At 50.2% G+C, this 16851-nt stretch carries 18 protein-coding genes; 3 read left to right on the top strand and 15 right to left on the bottom strand.

Features of this window, described 5'->3' with window-relative positions; all coding sequences use genetic code 11:
• Window positions 1–461: 461 nt before the first annotated feature.
• The 13 genes from FHS18_RS32565 to coxB all read right to left on the bottom strand — a co-directional run bounded on the left by FHS18_RS32565 (window position 462) and on the right by coxB (window position 12488).
• Window positions 462–1655, bottom strand: coding sequence for a TraB/GumN family protein (locus FHS18_RS32565; RefSeq protein WP_183604578.1), 1194 nt, complete (start codon window positions 1653–1655; stop codon window positions 462–464).
• Window positions 1656–1737: 82 nt separating this feature from the next.
• The gene (locus FHS18_RS32560; RefSeq protein WP_183604577.1) at window positions 1738–3075 is read right to left on the bottom strand and encodes an ABC transporter permease; all 1338 of its coding nucleotides are present in this window, start codon (window positions 3073–3075) and stop codon (window positions 1738–1740) included.
• The gene (locus tag FHS18_RS32555; protein WP_183604576.1) at window positions 3068–3970 is read right to left on the bottom strand and encodes an ABC transporter ATP-binding protein; all 903 of its coding nucleotides are present in this window, start codon (window positions 3968–3970) and stop codon (window positions 3068–3070) included. The genes FHS18_RS32560 and FHS18_RS32555 overlap by 8 nt, the downstream gene beginning before the upstream one ends.
• A gap of 42 nt (window positions 3971–4012) precedes the next feature.
• The gene (locus FHS18_RS32550) at window positions 4013–4915 is read right to left on the bottom strand and encodes an ABC transporter ATP-binding protein (RefSeq protein WP_183604575.1); all 903 of its coding nucleotides are present in this window, start codon (window positions 4913–4915) and stop codon (window positions 4013–4015) included.
• Window positions 4916–5320 (bottom strand): GntR family transcriptional regulator, encoded by a 405-nt coding sequence (locus FHS18_RS32545; RefSeq protein WP_183604574.1) that lies wholly within the window; start codon window positions 5318–5320, stop codon window positions 4916–4918.
• A gap of 48 nt (window positions 5321–5368) precedes the next feature.
• The gene (locus FHS18_RS32540) at window positions 5369–6103 is read right to left on the bottom strand and encodes a hypothetical protein (protein ID WP_183604573.1); all 735 of its coding nucleotides are present in this window, start codon (window positions 6101–6103) and stop codon (window positions 5369–5371) included.
• A 220-nt stretch (window positions 6104–6323) separates the two neighbouring features.
• Window positions 6324–6929, bottom strand: coding sequence for a uridine kinase family protein (locus FHS18_RS32535; protein ID WP_246428046.1), 606 nt, complete (start codon window positions 6927–6929; stop codon window positions 6324–6326).
• A gap of 175 nt (window positions 6930–7104) precedes the next feature.
• A complete protein-coding gene (locus tag FHS18_RS32530; RefSeq protein ID WP_183604571.1) occupies window positions 7105–7569 on the bottom strand; it encodes a DUF420 domain-containing protein in 465 nt (154 codons plus the stop codon).
• Window positions 7570–7631: 62 nt separating this feature from the next.
• The gene (gene ctaG / locus FHS18_RS32525) at window positions 7632–8549 is read right to left on the bottom strand and encodes a cytochrome c oxidase assembly factor CtaG (protein WP_183604570.1); all 918 of its coding nucleotides are present in this window, start codon (window positions 8547–8549) and stop codon (window positions 7632–7634) included.
• Between the two features lie 82 nt (window positions 8550–8631).
• Window positions 8632–8949 carry a cytochrome C oxidase subunit IV family protein gene (locus FHS18_RS32520; RefSeq protein ID WP_183604569.1) on the bottom strand — a complete coding sequence of 106 codons (318 nt, stop codon included), beginning with the start codon at window positions 8947–8949 and terminating at the stop codon, window positions 8632–8634.
• A gap of 3 nt (window positions 8950–8952) precedes the next feature.
• Window positions 8953–9573, bottom strand: coding sequence for a cytochrome (ubi)quinol oxidase subunit III (locus FHS18_RS32515; RefSeq protein ID WP_183604568.1), 621 nt, complete (start codon window positions 9571–9573; stop codon window positions 8953–8955).
• Complete coding sequence (gene ctaD / locus FHS18_RS32510; RefSeq protein WP_183604583.1) at window positions 9570–11378, bottom strand: cytochrome c oxidase subunit I; 1809 nt, start codon at window positions 11376–11378, stop codon at window positions 9570–9572. Before ctaD ends, FHS18_RS32515 begins: the two co-directional genes overlap by 4 nt.
• A gap of 66 nt (window positions 11379–11444) precedes the next feature.
• Window positions 11445–12488 (bottom strand): cytochrome c oxidase subunit II, encoded by a 1044-nt coding sequence (coxB, locus tag FHS18_RS32505; RefSeq protein ID WP_183604567.1) that lies wholly within the window; start codon window positions 12486–12488, stop codon window positions 11445–11447.
• Window positions 12489–12829: 341 nt separating this feature from the next.
• Here coxB and FHS18_RS32500 point away from each other — a divergent pair, with 341 nt between their 5' ends.
• Window positions 12830–13582 (top strand): hypothetical protein, encoded by a 753-nt coding sequence (locus FHS18_RS32500; RefSeq protein WP_246428044.1) that lies wholly within the window; start codon window positions 12830–12832, stop codon window positions 13580–13582.
• Window positions 13583–13775: 193 nt separating this feature from the next.
• On the opposite strand, the gene FHS18_RS32495 is transcribed toward FHS18_RS32500, so the two are convergent.
• Entirely contained in the window at window positions 13776–14228 is a 453-nt protein-coding gene (locus FHS18_RS32495; RefSeq protein WP_183604566.1) for a VOC family protein, read from the bottom strand.
• 22 nt (window positions 14229–14250) lie between these two features.
• Window positions 14251–15291, bottom strand: a complete 1041-nt coding sequence (locus FHS18_RS32490; protein WP_183604565.1) for a LacI family DNA-binding transcriptional regulator — start codon at window positions 15289–15291, stop codon at window positions 14251–14253.
• A 353-nt stretch (window positions 15292–15644) separates the two neighbouring features.
• On the opposite strand from FHS18_RS32490, the gene FHS18_RS32485 reads away from it, so the two are divergent.
• Together FHS18_RS32485 and FHS18_RS32480 are read left to right on the top strand one after the other, a co-directional pair.
• Window positions 15645–16034: a DoxX family protein gene (locus FHS18_RS32485; RefSeq protein ID WP_246428045.1), complete on the top strand. Its 390-nt coding sequence runs from the start codon at window positions 15645–15647 to the stop codon at window positions 16032–16034.
• A gap of 33 nt (window positions 16035–16067) precedes the next feature.
• Complete coding sequence (locus tag FHS18_RS32480; protein ID WP_183604564.1) at window positions 16068–16841, top strand: pirin family protein; 774 nt, start codon at window positions 16068–16070, stop codon at window positions 16839–16841.
• Window positions 16842–16851: the final 10 nt, after the last annotated feature.

Genomic DNA, 16851 nt, shown 5'->3' with positions numbered 1-16851 from the left:
GGTCGATCAGCATTCCATCAAGTAAAGAAGCTTGTTAGCTCATTACTTAACTAGCTATAAAACATATCGCTCATTGTTCAGTTTTCAAGGAACAAGTGATAATTGATTTGAGCGACCAACAGGTCGTTCATCATTTATCAAGTGATGATTGACTTAAACGATCCAAGGAACGTTCAGCATTCATCAAGTGATGATTGATTTGAACGACTGATAAGACGTTCAGCATTCATCAGTTCTTTATCGCTTTTCCGTGTCGCTCTCGCGGCCGGAATTAGAATATAACACATTCAAAGCGATCATTGCAAGTGTTTTTGAAATTCTTTTTGTTAACCGTGAGTGTCTTTCGCGGCAACGAGATATAGAATACACCTTTGAGGAGTTCATTGCAAGTTGCAATATATCCCAATTCATTTAACGCAAAACCGGCCCCTTCATAGGAGCCGGCGTAATGGACTGTATGCTTACTTACGAGTAACGGTATATCCTTTATCCTCGAGCAGTTTAATGATCCCGTCTTCGCCCAGGAAATGCGCTGCGCCGACCACGATCAGATATTCCGCCTTCTCGGTACCTTTGAGATAACCATCGATCTTATCGGCCATCAGCTTGTTCCGATCAACAAGCATCGCCTTGTTGTACTCTTCATTCACGACCATCGCTTCAGTCAGCTCAAGCAATCCCTCTTCATCGCCGCTCTTCCACATGTCTGCCATCTGATCCACGCTGTCATCGATCTCATTGAATCCATTCAATGCAGCCTGCAGGGTCAGCTCCTGCAGTTCAGGAGAGAAATTGTTGAACATGTTCAGTTGGGACTCGTAAGATTCCAATTCAATGATCGGGATGTTACGTTCCAACGCCTTTTGAACAAAATATAAATCGATCCCGGTCGCGCTCTCGTACCCGGCACCGCTCGCTTGAAGCGATAGCAGCGTCGATTCGACCACCCATGGCTTATAAGCATCCAATGCATTGGGCTGCAAGCCGTACTGCGTGAGAATTTCACCAAGCATCGCATAGGTCTCCGCCGACACATGATCCTTCAGCGTCGTGCCGTCCTGATAGGTACCCAGATTCATGATTAGTTCTTGAACCTTAGGATCGGTTGCTTTGCTCACATCAACCTCTACCCCGAGGTAATCCGCCTCTGCAAATGCTTCCTCAAAGGCTGGAGCAAGGGGATAAAAGCTGCTGTCCGCAATATGCATGGAGCCGGCCAAGTAAACGGTATTGCCATCATGCTTCACTTCCCACAGAAAACCGCGGCTCGCTTCCTTCTCCGTCAGTATGACTGCACGCGTGCCGGCATCCCATCTGACTTCAAAGCCAACTGTCTCCCCGATAAGCCGAACCGGTACATACGAGACCCCGTCGACCGTTCTTGCCTGTACCGTAATGGTAACCTGTCTGCCATCTACGTTTACGGTGATGGCGTCGTTCGTTTGTTCCTCCAGCGTTACTTGCAGCGCCTTAAGAATGGATTCAAGGGGTACCAGCGTCGTACCATTGTCAACGACAGGCTGTTGCGAGGCAAATTCGATCTGCTTGCCGTCAACTTGGACCGTCAGCGAAGGAGCAGCTGCTGCACTAGACAGCGCCGACGTAAGCATACCAGCAGACAACAATACCGATAACAGCGAAGTTCTCCATTTCATAACCCTAATTCCTCCCGTGTTTCATCCCATGAATATTGTTGATTCTACAATTGCAGGTAAATCTCTATCCTACTATAGCGCGCTAGACTTTATACGCCTTCATCGCTTTACGCAATTCTTTCAAAGATGGGCGCTTGCCGTACATCAACACCCCTGCGCGATAGATGCGAGCGGAGATCCAGCCCGCCACATAAATGGCGATTAAGAGCAGAATGATAGACGTCCATACTTCCCACATAGCCGGATCAGACAACCCAAGCCGCACCGTCATGGCGTAAGGCGAGAAGAGCGGAATGAGCGAGGCAACCTTCATGAGCATGGAGTCCGGATTGCTCAAGCCGCCGAACATACAAATGTAGAAGCCAGCCAACGAGATCATCGTGATCGGCAGCACCGCTTGCCCCAGATCTTCCGTGCGGCTGACAATGGAACCTACCGCGGCGAACAAAGTCGCAAACAGGAAGTAACCCGCCAGATAGAAGACCAGTGCATAGACGAGAAGGACCGGATTGATATCGGCAAGACGAATGTTGAGATCCGACAACGGTTCCGCATTGTGCGGCAGCGCCATATTAAGCACGATAATGCCGACGTAGACGAGTACTTGCGTTAAGCCGACAAGGAACATTCCGAAAATTTTGCCGAACATGCTCTTCAGCGGCGACACGCTCGTAATGAGAATCTCCATGACGCGCGAACTTTTCTCGGCTGTAATCTCACTCGCAATGAGCTGCCCCGTAATCATGATCGCCATGAAGAGTAAGATCAGAATAACGTAGACAAGTCCCATATCCATTGCTTGTTCCGAAGCGCTCTTCCCTTGGCCGACAGAGCCAGCGCCTTCAGATGTCGTAATCTGAACCGTACTTACATTAACTTCTGACAAGAGAAGCGTACGCTGCTCCTGGCTAATGCCGGAGTTCTGAAGCACAGCCTCTGTCTTCACTGCTTGCAGCGCCGTCTCTAGGGATCGCGTTACATTCGTATCCATCAGTTTCTCTGATTTGTACACGACATCAGGGAACGGCAATACGGTACCCGGGGTAAATTGAATGTAGCCCTTAACGGCCTCAGCCTCGATCGCTTGCTTCAGCGCCTCTTCGTTGCCTTCGGCCGAGCCCGTATCCGCAATTGGTACCAACTTCAGGTCGGGTGTCTCTTGCGCCTCATAGTAGCTGCTCAGCATGGAAGCGATTCGTGCCTCGCCGAACGCCCCTTCGTCCGTGTCTTGCTGCTGATGCGCGATATAACCGATCGACTTCGCTTCGTCATCGCCGCTGGTGAACTGCGAGATAATGTAAGGCAGATTGATCCCAATACTAATAATGAGTGCAATGATTAACGTCGTGATGAGGAATGCTTTGCCTCTAAATTTATTCTTGACCGTGAAGCCTACGACCGTCCAGAAGCTGCTATTCATGGCGCTCACCTACCGTCTTGATAAATATTTCGTTCAACGTCGGTTCCATTACCTCGAAGCGATGAATATTCGTCTGCTGCATCGCCAATTCCAGAATCGGACGGCTCGCCGATTCCTGATTGATCAGAATCTCATAGCCATTCTCGTGCCTTTTCACGTTAAGCACGCCTTCGACGGACTCTAGACCCGTCACTTCATTCGCCGTCCCGAGCATCACGCGTTCCCGCGGGAACTGCTGCTTAATCGCTCTCAGGCTTCCTTGGAGAACCGGATTGGAACGGTGCAAAATCGTAATGTTTCGGCATAACTCCTCCACATGCTCCATCCGGTGCGTCGAGAACAGGATGCTCGTTCCGGAATCGCGCAGTTCCTTGACTGTACCCTTCAATAGCTCGACATTAACCGGGTCCAGACCGCTGAATGCTTCGTCCATAATAACGATCTTCGGACTATGGATCACCGAGGCGATAAACTGGATCTTCTGCTGATTCCCCTTCGACAATTCCTCGACCTTCTGGTTGTAATACTCAGGCACGCCGAAGCGATCAAGCCATCTCTTCAAGTTGCGGTCCGCGTCCTTCTTGCTCATGCCGCGCAGTTGAGCGAGGTATATGATCTGCTCGCTGACCTTCACCTTCGGGTACAGACCGCGTTCCTCCGGCAAATAGCCAAGTCCCTGCAATTGCTTCACGCTGTACGGCTTGCCGTGGTAATGAATCTGCCCGCTATCCGGGTAAATCAAGCCGAGCACCATTCGCATCGTCGTCGTCTTGCCGGCACCATTGGCGCCAAGCAGCCCGTATATCTCGCCCTCCGCCACCTCAAAACTGATGCCGTTCACGGCCGTCTTGTCACCATACTGCTTGAAAATCTGCTCTACCTTCAACGGATTCATTGCTATAGGCCCCTTTCAAGAAAGTCTAGTCAATCTCCGACATTAAGCTTGCATACGGAGCCGTTCCTGCTCAATCAAGATGGCTAGGATATCGTCAAGCTCCAACTTCTGTCTGCCTGCAATGCGTAATCCTTCGCGCTCGCACCATTCTTCTGCCTCAGCCACATCGCCGGTTACAACCTTGAACTGTCCGCTGCCCACCGCTTCTTGGGTATAAAAACCCGGCATTGCCTTCCACTCCAGTGACCGTCCTGCTCCGTCGATATATAGCGTGTACCAAGATTCCAGCAGCGCATCCTTCTCGAACATTCCGAGTACGCGGCCGTGAACGATGAATACGATATAATCGGCCAATCGTTTCACCTCATCTACGATATGGGAAGCCATCAGCACCGTACGGTCCCCGCGCTCCATATACCGATGAATGACATCGATCATCGTCTTCCAAGCGATCGGGTCCAGACCAGAGGACGGCTCATCAAGCAGCAACAGGTCAGGATGATGCGCCATTGCCAGCGCGATATCGAATTTGCGCCGCATCCCCTTAGACATCCGGCCAAGCTTGATGGAAGGATCGACTTCGAATCGTCGCAGCAGCTCTTGATACCGGTTCAACTCCCAGGTTGGATACCAGTGTCTTGCAAAACTCGCTTTGTCCTCCGCACGCAAATGATCTTCGATATCGATGGCTTGATCCGGTACATAGCCGATTCGCTGCTTCAGCAGAAGATCATCGCAGCCGATCGGATGCCCGAACACTTCAATCTCTCCCTCATCTGGCTTGCTTAGATCCATCAGCAGACGGAACAACGAGCTTTTGCCTGAACCGTTCGGCCCGACTAGTGCGGTCACATAACCTTTCGGTATGCGAAGCTGCACCGGCCCCAGCTGAAAATGCTTCCGTCTCTGCACGACTCCTTCTACCCGAATCGCCAGCTCTTCCATCTAACCGCCCCCCTTGTCTTCATCGCGTTTGCGAACCAATACTGATTCCAGCATCTCCCTCATCTCCGCGTCCGTACATTGCACTCGCAACCCGGCATCCACCGCGGCTTCGAATGCTTCAATTACCGAGCTGCGCCGATGTTTATCGCGCATCTCCTCGCCTACCTTCGCAACAAAGGTTCCCGTTCCTTGTCTCGTTCGCAGCAAACCCTCATTCTCCAAGTCCTGATAGACCCGCCTTACTGTGATAACGGAACACTTAACCATCTGGGCAAGCTCCCTAATCGAGGGCAGCAGCGTTCCTTCCGCCAACTGTCCGCTAACGATCAGCGCGCGCAGCTGAACTTCGATCTGGTGGTATAACGGCTCTGCGCTTTGTTCATTAATCTGTATCGGAATCCACACCGTGCACACCTTCTTCTATTCGTTCCTATGGCTTGCAGCCTATATTGATTATGCATTAATCAAGCTTCTCTTAAGCAGTTTGTTACGTACGACGTGCCCTGCTGCCAACAGTACAGCAGCGCCTGCCATCAGCATCACGATGGCCGGAAGACCATTCCCCTCCTTCGCCCACTGCAATGTTAACGAGACCGGCTGTAAGTCAATCCACCATAAGCCCAGTACAAGCAGCGCATACAGCACGATGCAGAGGATGCAAATGACCATGTAAATCTTCCCGTTCACCGTCTGTTCTGCGAACATGTACAAGGATGAGACTAGAAGCGCGTACCCCATCCATGGAAGGATGAATAACACATACTGCCCAATGGTGAGGATATCCCTCAGCTCGCCAACCATGGCATATTGAATGGCAAAATAATAAATGCCTACAAGCGCCAAAGTGACGACAAGTTGCAGCATTCGTGCCATTACGATCGAATCCAAACTGATCGGCATCGTGCGCCAGTAAGCCAACTTGCGCGTAAACGGATTCGTGCTCCAGTACTTGAATGCCGTCCGATTCATGGTGAAGGCTATGTTCGGGAGCAAGGTAAGGAACATGAAATCGATGAACCATGCCTCATTCGAAGTTTCACCACTCGCTTGTTCCCCAATCGTCTCACCCATGACCAACATCAATGCGAAGGCGATATAGGTGAAAAAGGCCATCGTTACGACTATCCCAACCCAAGACCTGCGCATCTCATGCCGGAAAAGCACAAGCGCTCCTTGCCAGCTAGACATCTTCTTCCCCTCCATTAAGCACACGTTGTAGATGTGACTGACAATCAGTGTATCTACTGTGATCACTGTGTTTACTGTATATATCTTTATATACAGTATATGCACAGGTTGTTCCCACGTCAATCCCTCTCAAGGAAATAATTCCCTTCACAGGGAACAGCAAAAAGCCGAAGGCTCCATTAACGGTATCCTTCGACTCGTTTAACCTATCTGCTAGATCTCACCGCTTGCCATTAAAATCCCTCACGGTCTCGAACGATTTGCGGCTGCGCAGCGCTTGCTTGATCCATTCCTGAACCACGCGAACGCTTTTATCCGGATCGCCTGAACCATTCAGGATGAGGTCCGCATGCCATTTGGACGGCTCTACGAATTCATCGTGACGATGCCGGACGATATCTACATATTCGGTCACAATATCTTGATAATCAAAGCCTTTCTTCATGAAACGATCGATACGCCGAACGATACGTTCATCCGCTTGGCATTCCACATACAGCTTCAAATCAAGCCATTCTCTCAGAGGCGGATGGGCCAATACTAAAATCCCTTCTACCAGCACGACTTCCGTCTCCGCATCATTGGCGGCCCGCAGTAAGTCCTCCATCATTTTCGGAAAATCGATCGAATCGGGATGGTTGAAATCTTCATACACCTTGTCCGTATACGGCGCTGATGATGTCATCCGAGTCCGGAAATAATAGTGATCCTCGTGAATGATCTTGATCGGCAAGTCCGGTATTGATTGCGCGAGACGATCACACCAGGTCGTCTTCCCACTGCCGGATCCACCTGCAATTCCAACAATAATCGGCTTCGCATGCATGATCAATTCTGCCGCCCCCTTAGAATGTGACCTGACCTATTATCCCTGCTGCTCCAAGATCGATCTACTTTTATACTATCATGAAAAGACCGTCTCTTCGTACGATTGTTTCTCCGTTTTAAAAAAGAAAAAGCAGCGCTCGACGAGCACTACTTGAACGGGACAAAAAGCATCTTTACCAACCGAAAATGACTTCCAGCATCGGCTTGGTATGACCGCCTGGATACATCAGGTACAACAACACATAGACGGCTACGCCTGTAATCGCCGTTATGAACCAGATGACGGATGTGATCCTCCCCCACTTCCGGTGCTTGGCGTATTTCTCCTTGTAACCGAGTACAAGCGTGCTAATACCGAATACGGCAGCTACCGTGGCCAAGACAATATGGAACGTCAAGAACACCATATAGTACGGCTTCAGGCTGTCTGGCCCGCCCCATTCCGTATTGCCGACGAATATCGTCCGCGACGAATAGATAATAAAGAACAGCACTGCGAAGACCGCAGCAGCCAACATCACTTTCTTATGGGCGTCCAGCTTACGTTGAATCGCAAGGCTCCATCCGATGGCGACACATATTGCGCTAACGACAATAAAGGTTGTACTAATCGTTGGAAAAATAGTATAAATCGACATCGAGTATCCCACCAATTCGTTGATCAATCTTGAGCTAGTCTTCGATTACAGCTTAGTACATATCAGTTGGCGCCAGCAGGCCCCATCGCACCTGGACCCGGGGGAAGATCATCCTCCGTATCCCCATGCTCCCGCTTGTACCATTGACGGAACACATACGCTAATATCGCGCCGTACATAAATTCTTGAACCAGCTTCATTACGATGCCGCCGGTCTGTTGATCCTCAAGCGCCCCCATCAGATTGAAGAACGCCGGGCCTTCGAACGAAGACAGCAGCGTGCTCGGATCACCGGCAACGCAATAGCCCATCGCTTGCGCCCATACGTTCGGGTCGCTATAAATCGCATACATCGGTGCACTGGCAAAAATAATAAGCGCACATGCAGGCGTAAGCAGAAGCCCGTTAGCAAAAATATACGCCATTTTCTTCACGTCGGCAATCCGCTTCCATTCCGGCACAGGATTGACGATCTGCCACCACATCATGAAGGACGAGATAAGCAGGACCAAATAAAACAGTCGATGAACCCCGAAATGCGTCATGACATAATCGTGAACAAGCGGCAAGTGATACACGGAGAACAAAACATTGAACGCCACGAGTGTAAGAATCGGATGCATGAAGAGGCTCAGCCGCTGCCAGAAGGCATGCCCGAACATCGCTCTCCACATAAAAGCAGGAATGCCCAACAAGATCATGGGAGGCACAATGATATACGAGATAGACATGTTCGTCATATGGAACGTAAACATCATATGGCCGAGCAAATCTAGCGGACCGCCCTGAGCCATATAGAAAAGAAACGCGCCGATCACGAACCAAGTCTTCTGCATCGCCGTCACCGGAGGTTCTTCCGGTATATGCTTTTCTCTCCAAGGACCTGCAATATAGAAATAAAGGATGACTAGCGCAGCCATAAAGAAGAAAAACATCGGACTCCATTGCTCTTCAAAGCTGAAATACTGCAGACCTAGCATAATGGATTCCCCTTTCTACAAGCAACTTCACTTACGACAAAAGAGGGGGTCTCTAATAGACCTCCCTCTTCTTCATTCGATTTTACCACCAAGTCCAGAATTCAGCCATGACGACGATCGTTAGTACGACGAACACGCCGAACAGGATAGCGACTATCGCGAACAGATGACCTCGATCTTTCATATGCATCCAGAACGACATCTGAATGAATACTTGAAGTACAGCCATTGCGAGCAACATGATATAGATGAACGATTCATTAATCTCGCCGGCTGCGACCAATGCAAAGGCAATGACCGTCAGCACGATCGAGAAAATAAAGGCGACGATATGCTTCTGAGGACCTTCATGGCGATGACGCTTACCCTGCTCCTCAGTTGTTGAATGCTGATTGGCCATTGATTAGCCCACCTTTCCCATCAGATAAACGACGGTGAAGATGAAAACCCAAACGACGTCGATAAAGTGCCAGTACATACCAGCGACATAAACTTTAGGCGCCGTAACAACGGTAAGTCCCTTCTTCGTTGCGATCTGGATGATGAGGCCCGTAATCCAGAGAACACCGAAGGCCACGTGAGCGCCGTGGAACCCAACAAGCGTATAGAATGAGGTACTGAATGCGCTAGTCGAGAACTTATGACCCTCATGCACATACTCATAGAACTCGTAAATCTCAAGACCAAGGAAACCAAATCCGAGGATGACCGTCACGATCAGCCAGTTCAACATGGCCTTCACTTGATTCTTATGCATCGCTTGAATCGCGAAGACGCTCGTCAAGCTGGATACAAGAAGGATCAAAGTTGCAATCGCGACCGTCGAGAGCTTGAACAGCTCTTGCGACGTCGGGTTGCCGTCCAGCACCTGATGGCGAAGCGCCAAGAATGCCGAGAACAAGGTACCGAACAATACGGTCTCGCCGCCGAGGAACAACCAGAAGCCCAATACTTTATTGCGGCCTTCAAGCGTTGCCTTCTCCGGCTCATGAGGCAGTTTTCCTTCTACATGCGATGCGCTCATGCTTTTACCCCCTTGTCTTGCAGCTCCTCAGGTTCGATGTGGAAGCCGTGATCATCAATAAGCGAGCGAGTCAGCATACAGCCAAGTGTAATCGCAAGACCCACAATCGTAACGATATGCTGGTGATACATCAATCCGAAGCCTGCAATGAACAGACCGACAGACATAAGGAATGGCAGAATGGATGGCGACGGCATATGAATCGGGCCAAGCGGCTCTGCCGGTGTCATAGCTTTCTTGCCTTCCATCTTCTCCTTCCAGTATGCATCGTAACCGCGTACAAGAGGAGTTTGAGCAAAGTTATATTCTGGTGCCGGCGAGGAGATCGTCCACTCCAGCGTACGGCCATCTTCCCATGGATCGTTCGCAGCGTCGCGAGGCTTGAATGCCGTAACGACTACGTTGATCAAGAAGACGATCGTACCAACACCCATCAGCATTGCGCCGATTGTACTGATCAAGTTCAAGTTATTAAAACCGAGTCCGTCCAAGTACTGCCATACCCGACGAGGCATACCCATCAGACCAAGGAAATGCTGTACGAAGAATGTCAGATGGAAGCCGATGAAGAATGTCCAGAAGCAAAGTTTGCCAAGACCTTCATGCAGCATGCGACCGAACATCTTCGGCCACCAGTAGAACAGGCCCGAGAAGATACCCAGGATCAAACCACCAACGATAACGTAGTGGAAGTGGGCAACGACGAAATACGAGTCATGATACTGGAAGTCGGCAGGCGCTGCCGCGAGCATGACGCCCGTTACGCCACCCATAACGAATGTAGGTACGAAACCTACCGCGAACAGGTTAGCCGTTGTATAGCGGATGGAGCCGCCCCACATCGTAAACAGCCAGTTGAAGATCTTGATACCCGTAGGTACCGCGATCAACATCGTTGCAATCGAGAACAATGCATTCGCTACAGGACCTAAGCCAACCGTGAACATGTGGTGGGCCCAAACCATGAAGCCGAGGAAACCGATCAGCACGGTTGCGAAGACCATGGAGCTGTAACCGAACAGGCGCTTACGCGAGAACGTACTGATAACCTCGGAAATCACGCCGAATGCAGGCAAGATCAGAATGTAAACTTCCGGGTGACCGAAGATCCAGAAGATATGCTCCCACAGAACAGCGTTACCGCCGTTGGAAACTTCGAAGAAGTTACCGCTGAACAAACGGTCAAACATCAATGCTACCAGACCTACGGTCAGTGCAGGGAAAGCGAACAGGATCAGCGCCGACGTAATGAACGCCGTCCATGTAAACATCGGCATCCGCATGAAGCTCATGCCTGGAGCACGCATGTTAATGATGGTAGCCAGGAAGTTGATACCGCCTACCAGCGTACCGATACCCGCGATCTGAAGACCGAGTACATAGTAATCGACACCGTGATCGCTGCTGAAAGTAGTCGTAGCAAGAGGGGCGTATGATGTCCAACCGGCATCAGGCGCACCGCCCGTAAACCAACTGACGTTCAACAGAACGCCGCCAAAGAAGAAGGTCCAGAAACCGAGTGCGTTCACGAAAGGGAACGCAACGTCGCGTGCACCGATCTGGAGTGGAACAATCGCATTCATTAATGCGAACAATAATGGCATCGCTGCCAAGAAGATCATTGTCGTACCGTGCATGGTGAGCAACTCGTTGTATGTATCGGCACTAACGAAGTCATTGAGCGGCTTCCATAGCTGAATCCGGATCAATAACGCTTCTAATCCACCGACCAAGAAGAAGAAGCCGCCCGAAAGCAAATACAGAATGCCTATTTTTTTATGGTCAACCGTTGTCAGCCAGTCCATCAGACCGCTGTACCGCTTGACCGCATGTCCATGAGCCAAAGTAGGTACCCCCTTAATCCGCCAGTATTAATAATTAAGCTTCAGATCCGCCAAATACTTCGCGATCGCATCCAGTTGTTGGTCGGACAAAGGTACTTGTGGCATCAATGTACCCGGTTTAACGGCTTGCGGGTCTTTGATCCATTTCTTCAAGTTGTCTTCAACCGAGCCTTCATTCTCATACTGTGGTTGATCCGTATTGATCAGAATACCAGCCACCGATTCGCGGCTGCCCATACCTGTCAGGTTCGGATACAATTGTCCACCGTTAGCGCCAACTGCATGGCAAGACAAACATTGTGTTGTCAATACTTCTGCGATTTCCGGATCCGACGGAAGCGCTACCGGAGATTTCTGTGCGGCTACCCACCGTTCGAACGATGCGCGGTCTACAACTTTAACCTTAAAGTCCATTAAGGAGTGGGAAGGTCCACATAGCTCGGCACACTTACCTAAGTAGACGCCGGTATTCGGAGCTTCAAAGTACATAATGTTGACGTTGCCGCCAGGATTTGTATCTACTTTACCTGCCAGCGATGGAATCCAGAACGAGTGAAGAACGTCTGCCGTCTTCGCTTCCACGGAAATAATCGCGTCGTTCGGAATAAGCAACTCTTGCGCTGTCTTAATGCCGTATGTAGGATACTCGAACTCCCACCAGTACTGGTGAGCTGTTACTTTAACCTGTACCGCATTTGGATCTTTGGTGTAATCTTCCGCAAGATTAAACACTGTCTTGATCGTCGGTACGCCGAGGATGATCAGCAGGATAATCGGAATGACCGTCCAAATGATCTCGAGCTTATGGTTGCCCTCCACCTGGACCGGAACCGTTTTGTCGCCTGGGCGACGGCGGAATCGAATAATTACGTAGAGCGCGATTGCAAACACGACAATGACAACCAAAATCATGATCGTGATGGACAGTTTCATTAGTCCGAATTGTTCTTCGGCTACTGGCCCTTGCGGTCTTAGTGTCGACAGGTCAGCTCGTCCGCATGCTGACAGCAGCAACACCATCCCGGCAAGAAGCGGCATGAGCCGTTTTAGAACGTGCCACCGATTCATCATCAATCAACCCCACTTTTGACGTTTTCGCTTCGGCCGTGATGGCAAAAAAAAACGACCTACTGCGTGAAATCCTAGCTGTTTAGACAACTTCCGCAATCTAATTCACTTAAATAAATATAAAGTTGGAGGTGGTTTTTGTCAATCTGAGTTCACACATTGTTCTAAAAGCTGTCAAAATTTCAGATTGCTGTTTTTAAAACTTTCTGCACGATATTTTCTTCCGCCATCTCTATCCTTCATTGTGCTCCAAAGCCATGGTTCTTTATGTATGGCACGGCGGCGCATATTTAACTTTCCGCAATCGCATCCTAACATCATCCCTAAGCGGAAGGAGACCTGTTATGATGACAAGGCGTAATTGGCGCCGGTCGCTTGTTCCGCTGCTTGTCCTAGCGCTGATGATCGGACCGACGTTAACGGGCTGCAGCTACAAGCGCTACGTACAGGACAGCACTTATGATTATGGAACAAAGCAGAAAGGCGATCCTAAGATGCTCGGCAGCCGCATGTACGGAGCTATGAGCAGCAATCCTTACCAGCACGACAACAACTGGGTCGAATACAGTTCGCTGCTCTCCACCGATATCTCCAATATTAACGGCGTTGCCGGCGCGCTTGTTTTCCTAAGCGATAAGAATGCGTACGTCGGCATGACGCTGGACTGGACAGCTACGGGTACGCGCAAGAGCGGCGGGCCAGGAACGATGGAACAGGATAATACCGGGTCCAACGAAGGTGTCTTCAATGTGGATAACGGCAGTCCGTTCTGGAACAACCAGCGTATTGCAGGGCCTTACAATTCTTATTTTACCGTGAATGACCACAATGAAATCTCCAGTGAGCTGAAGCAAACGATTGCGATTCATGTAAGAAGGATTGCGCCGACTGTCCAAGAGGTGCATATCTCCGCCAATCAGGAGTTCGTCAACCATCTTGTCCAGTATGCCCAAGAAGCGTGGGCTGGCCGTTCCCTGACCCCTTGGTACGATTCCTTCAATAAACTTGTGAAACATCAATTCGAAGGCGGCAATGATGTACCCGCCCCGATTAATGTGCAGAAGTTGAAGGCAGCTGGCCACTTAGGATCGCAATAGCTCTGATGCTAGGGCTGAAGCGCCGAATCATAGGTGCTTCAGCCTTAATTATCATTGCCTATATGGGCTTCCAAAATAATCCCTTCTATTAATATAGTCATTATTCGCATATGAATCCCTGCTTCTCGAAAAGTCAATTCATATTATAAAGAAAAAAAGCCCGGCCGGAATGACCGGCCCGAGCTCCATCTGCTTAGTCGTTCTCAAGTAGTTCCACGATAACTTTAAGCGCGTCTGATGTGTCCATATACGCATATCTACCGCCGGTATATTCTCCTTTTTGAAGCAGCGGCATCCCTTGCGCGGCCATGCCAGCGATTGTCGTCTTCATTCCTTTTATATTGAGGGCGATGTGATGAACTCCCTCTCCGTGCTGATTGAGATGCTCGCGCCATGTGCTCGGCTGTTCGTCTGGTTGAATCAATTCCAGCTGTACCGCGCCCATATCGAAGAAAGCTAGCTTGGCCCTCGCCTCACTCGGCTGCCCGCGGTATTCCGTCTGCGCTTTGTCTATCGTATCGGTCCAGAACCAGGAAGGAACATCCATGCCGAAAAATTGCGCATAAGCTTGCGAAGTCTTCTCGATATCATGCACGAGAATGCCGATCTGCGTAATGACATTAGAATCCGTGAGTTTGCTTACCATAAAAATCAGCCGCCCTTCAATGTTATGGTTGCTTCAGATCCCTGCAAGATTGCCGTTCGATTAACGCATAATCAATTACAATCCGTTCGCTTCCAAGCTCGTTACTCTCAATATGCCGTATGAGGCTGGCCGTCACTGTCTTCATCAATCCCTCGAAGTCGACAGCTACGGTCGTCAGGGGAGGGTTGTGGTACGCGCTCAACACATGATTATCGAATCCAATAACCGAGACATCTTCCGGCACCTTCAGACCTGCCCCCTGCAATGCCGTTATCGCGCCAAAAGCAACGCTATCATTCGCTGCTATAATCGCCGTCGGCAGCGGTACTTGCTGCTCAAGTAACCGGATAATCGCATCCTTGCCGCCCTGCTCGCTAAAATCAGCCGGAAGCACCCAATCCTGAACGACCGGTAACCCGTGCAATTGCATCGCAGCTTGGAAACCTTCGAATTTCGTGACGCCTGACAACCGGCTCATATCGCCCTTTATGACGCCGATCTTCCGATGACCAAGCTCGGCGAGGCAATCGATCGCCAGCCGCATTCCTTTATGATTGTCATATTCAGCTACAATCCGCTTGTCTTCCGCATGATTGCCGTTCAAATCCTGATCGATAATCGCCGCTTGATACCCTTCGGCAATTAGCGACTCGATGAACGGCTCGCCGTATGCCGCCCCGATAAACAGTCCGCCATCCACTCGGCCTTGGTAGAACATGTCGTTCACCTTCTTCACTGCGGCCTGGTCAGTAGATGGGTCGCCAACAATGTAGGTCAGCACGTAGTAACCCTGATGGGAGGCCTGCTCAATAACGCTCGTAATGAGCATATTGGATACGAAATCGCCTGCCACCGGACCATGACTAATAATGAAGAGTCCTAAAGTCTTCGTCTTCTTGCCTGCCATGACTTGCGCGGACATGTTAGGGACGTAATTGTAGGCTTCAATAACCCGCATGACCTTGTCTCTCGTCTCTGGCGGCACATTGGCATAATTGTTGACAACGCGGCTAACCGTACTGCGTGATACACCGGCTAGTTTTGCAATATCGCTTGCATTCAAAGATGGTCACTCCTAAATAAACGCGCGTTTATACTCATCCTATCAATGCGATCTGCAGCTGTCAATGCGGAGACCGTGATTTCTTGTCATCAATGTGTTGACAAAAGACCGTTTATCTATTATCTTTAATTTAAGATATTTGATGTTAAGGAATGAGGTGCACCAAGTGAACGCTCTCTATTAGATACTGAATGATTAGATGAAATGAAGCGAGTGATGAAGTAACGAGAAATAAGGATTACCTGCTGTGATTGAATTCGCAATCGGCTGGTGTCCTATATATAACAGTAACGACCTTTTATTATTGTCATATATCTTAAATTAAAGATAATTAAATTGGAGGAATTAACATGATGAACATGGATCTTGGTTTGCTTATTATTCGATTGGTGGTTGGTCTTCTCTTCGCGGGGCATGCGGCTCAGAAGCTATTCGGCTGGTTCGGCGGTTACGGTATTAAAGGTACGGGCGGTTGGCTCGATTCGATCGGCGTTAAGCCCGGCGTTCCAATGGCAGTGATGGTCGGCCTGTTCGAACTGGTCGGAGGCTTGCTGCTCGCGCTTGGCCTGTGGTTCCCTGTCGCAGCTGCCCTTATCATCATCCCGATGATCGGCGCAATCGTTACGGTTCACGGCAAAAACGGACTTTGGGTGACACAGAACGGATTTGAGTATAACCTCATCTTAATTGCTATTGCGCTTGGTCTTGCTCTTATCGGACCTGGGGAATATGCCATTCATTAATTACTCATAAACACGATTAAGGAGGCGAATCGTATGCAAACGATGATCTACGGGACAACGATGCAAGCCAAAGGCGAGTTCGATCACGGCAACATTACCGAGCAAAAACCGATCGGTTTCCCGGGCGAAGGCTCGGTGATTAAAGGGATTGGCCCCCTCTTCTACTGGGCTTGGGCAGAAGCCCGGCATGATGGCCATATCCCGCTCCATCCGCATCAAGGTTTCGAAATTATGACTTATGTAACCAAAGGCGAAGCCCAGCATGGGGATACGCTAGGTACGAATAGCACCGTAGGCGCGGGCGGCGCGCAAGTGATGCAGACCGGCTCAGGCGTCAGCCATGAAGAGCGTTTTATCGGTCCGGACATGGAAGCCTTCCAGATTTGGTTCGAGCCGCATATGCGCCAGACGTTGATGCAGCCGCCTACCTATCGGCAATATGAGACCGAGCAGTTCCCGGTAGAAGAAGGCGCAGGCTTTACGCGCAAAAATGTGCTCGGCGACGCTTCGCCGGTCCAGCTTGTCGTCGATGTGAGAATGTGGGATGCTCAGCTGGAGCCAGGCGCCAGCATGGCGCAAACCGTTCCTGCGAACCGCACATTGGCCACGCTCGCGATACGCGGCAACGGCACCGTCGATATTGTGGAAGATGAGCGGGAAGCCGCTTCCTTTGCCCATCGTGACTTCCTCGTGCAGCGGGCCGAGAAGGAACATGAGGTGATCTGGTCCGCGGGTGACAGTCCGCTTCGGCTTCTCATGATTGAGGTACCGTCCAAAGTGAGCTATCCCCTGTATCCGAAACGTTAATCCCTCAAGC

Source organism: Paenibacillus phyllosphaerae, assembly GCF_014192105.1.
Lineage (GTDB): Bacteria > Bacillota > Bacilli > Paenibacillales > Paenibacillaceae > Paenibacillus_Z > Paenibacillus_Z phyllosphaerae.
Note: the sequence above shows the minus strand (reverse complement) of the source record. Positions and strands in the feature narration are given on the sequence as shown.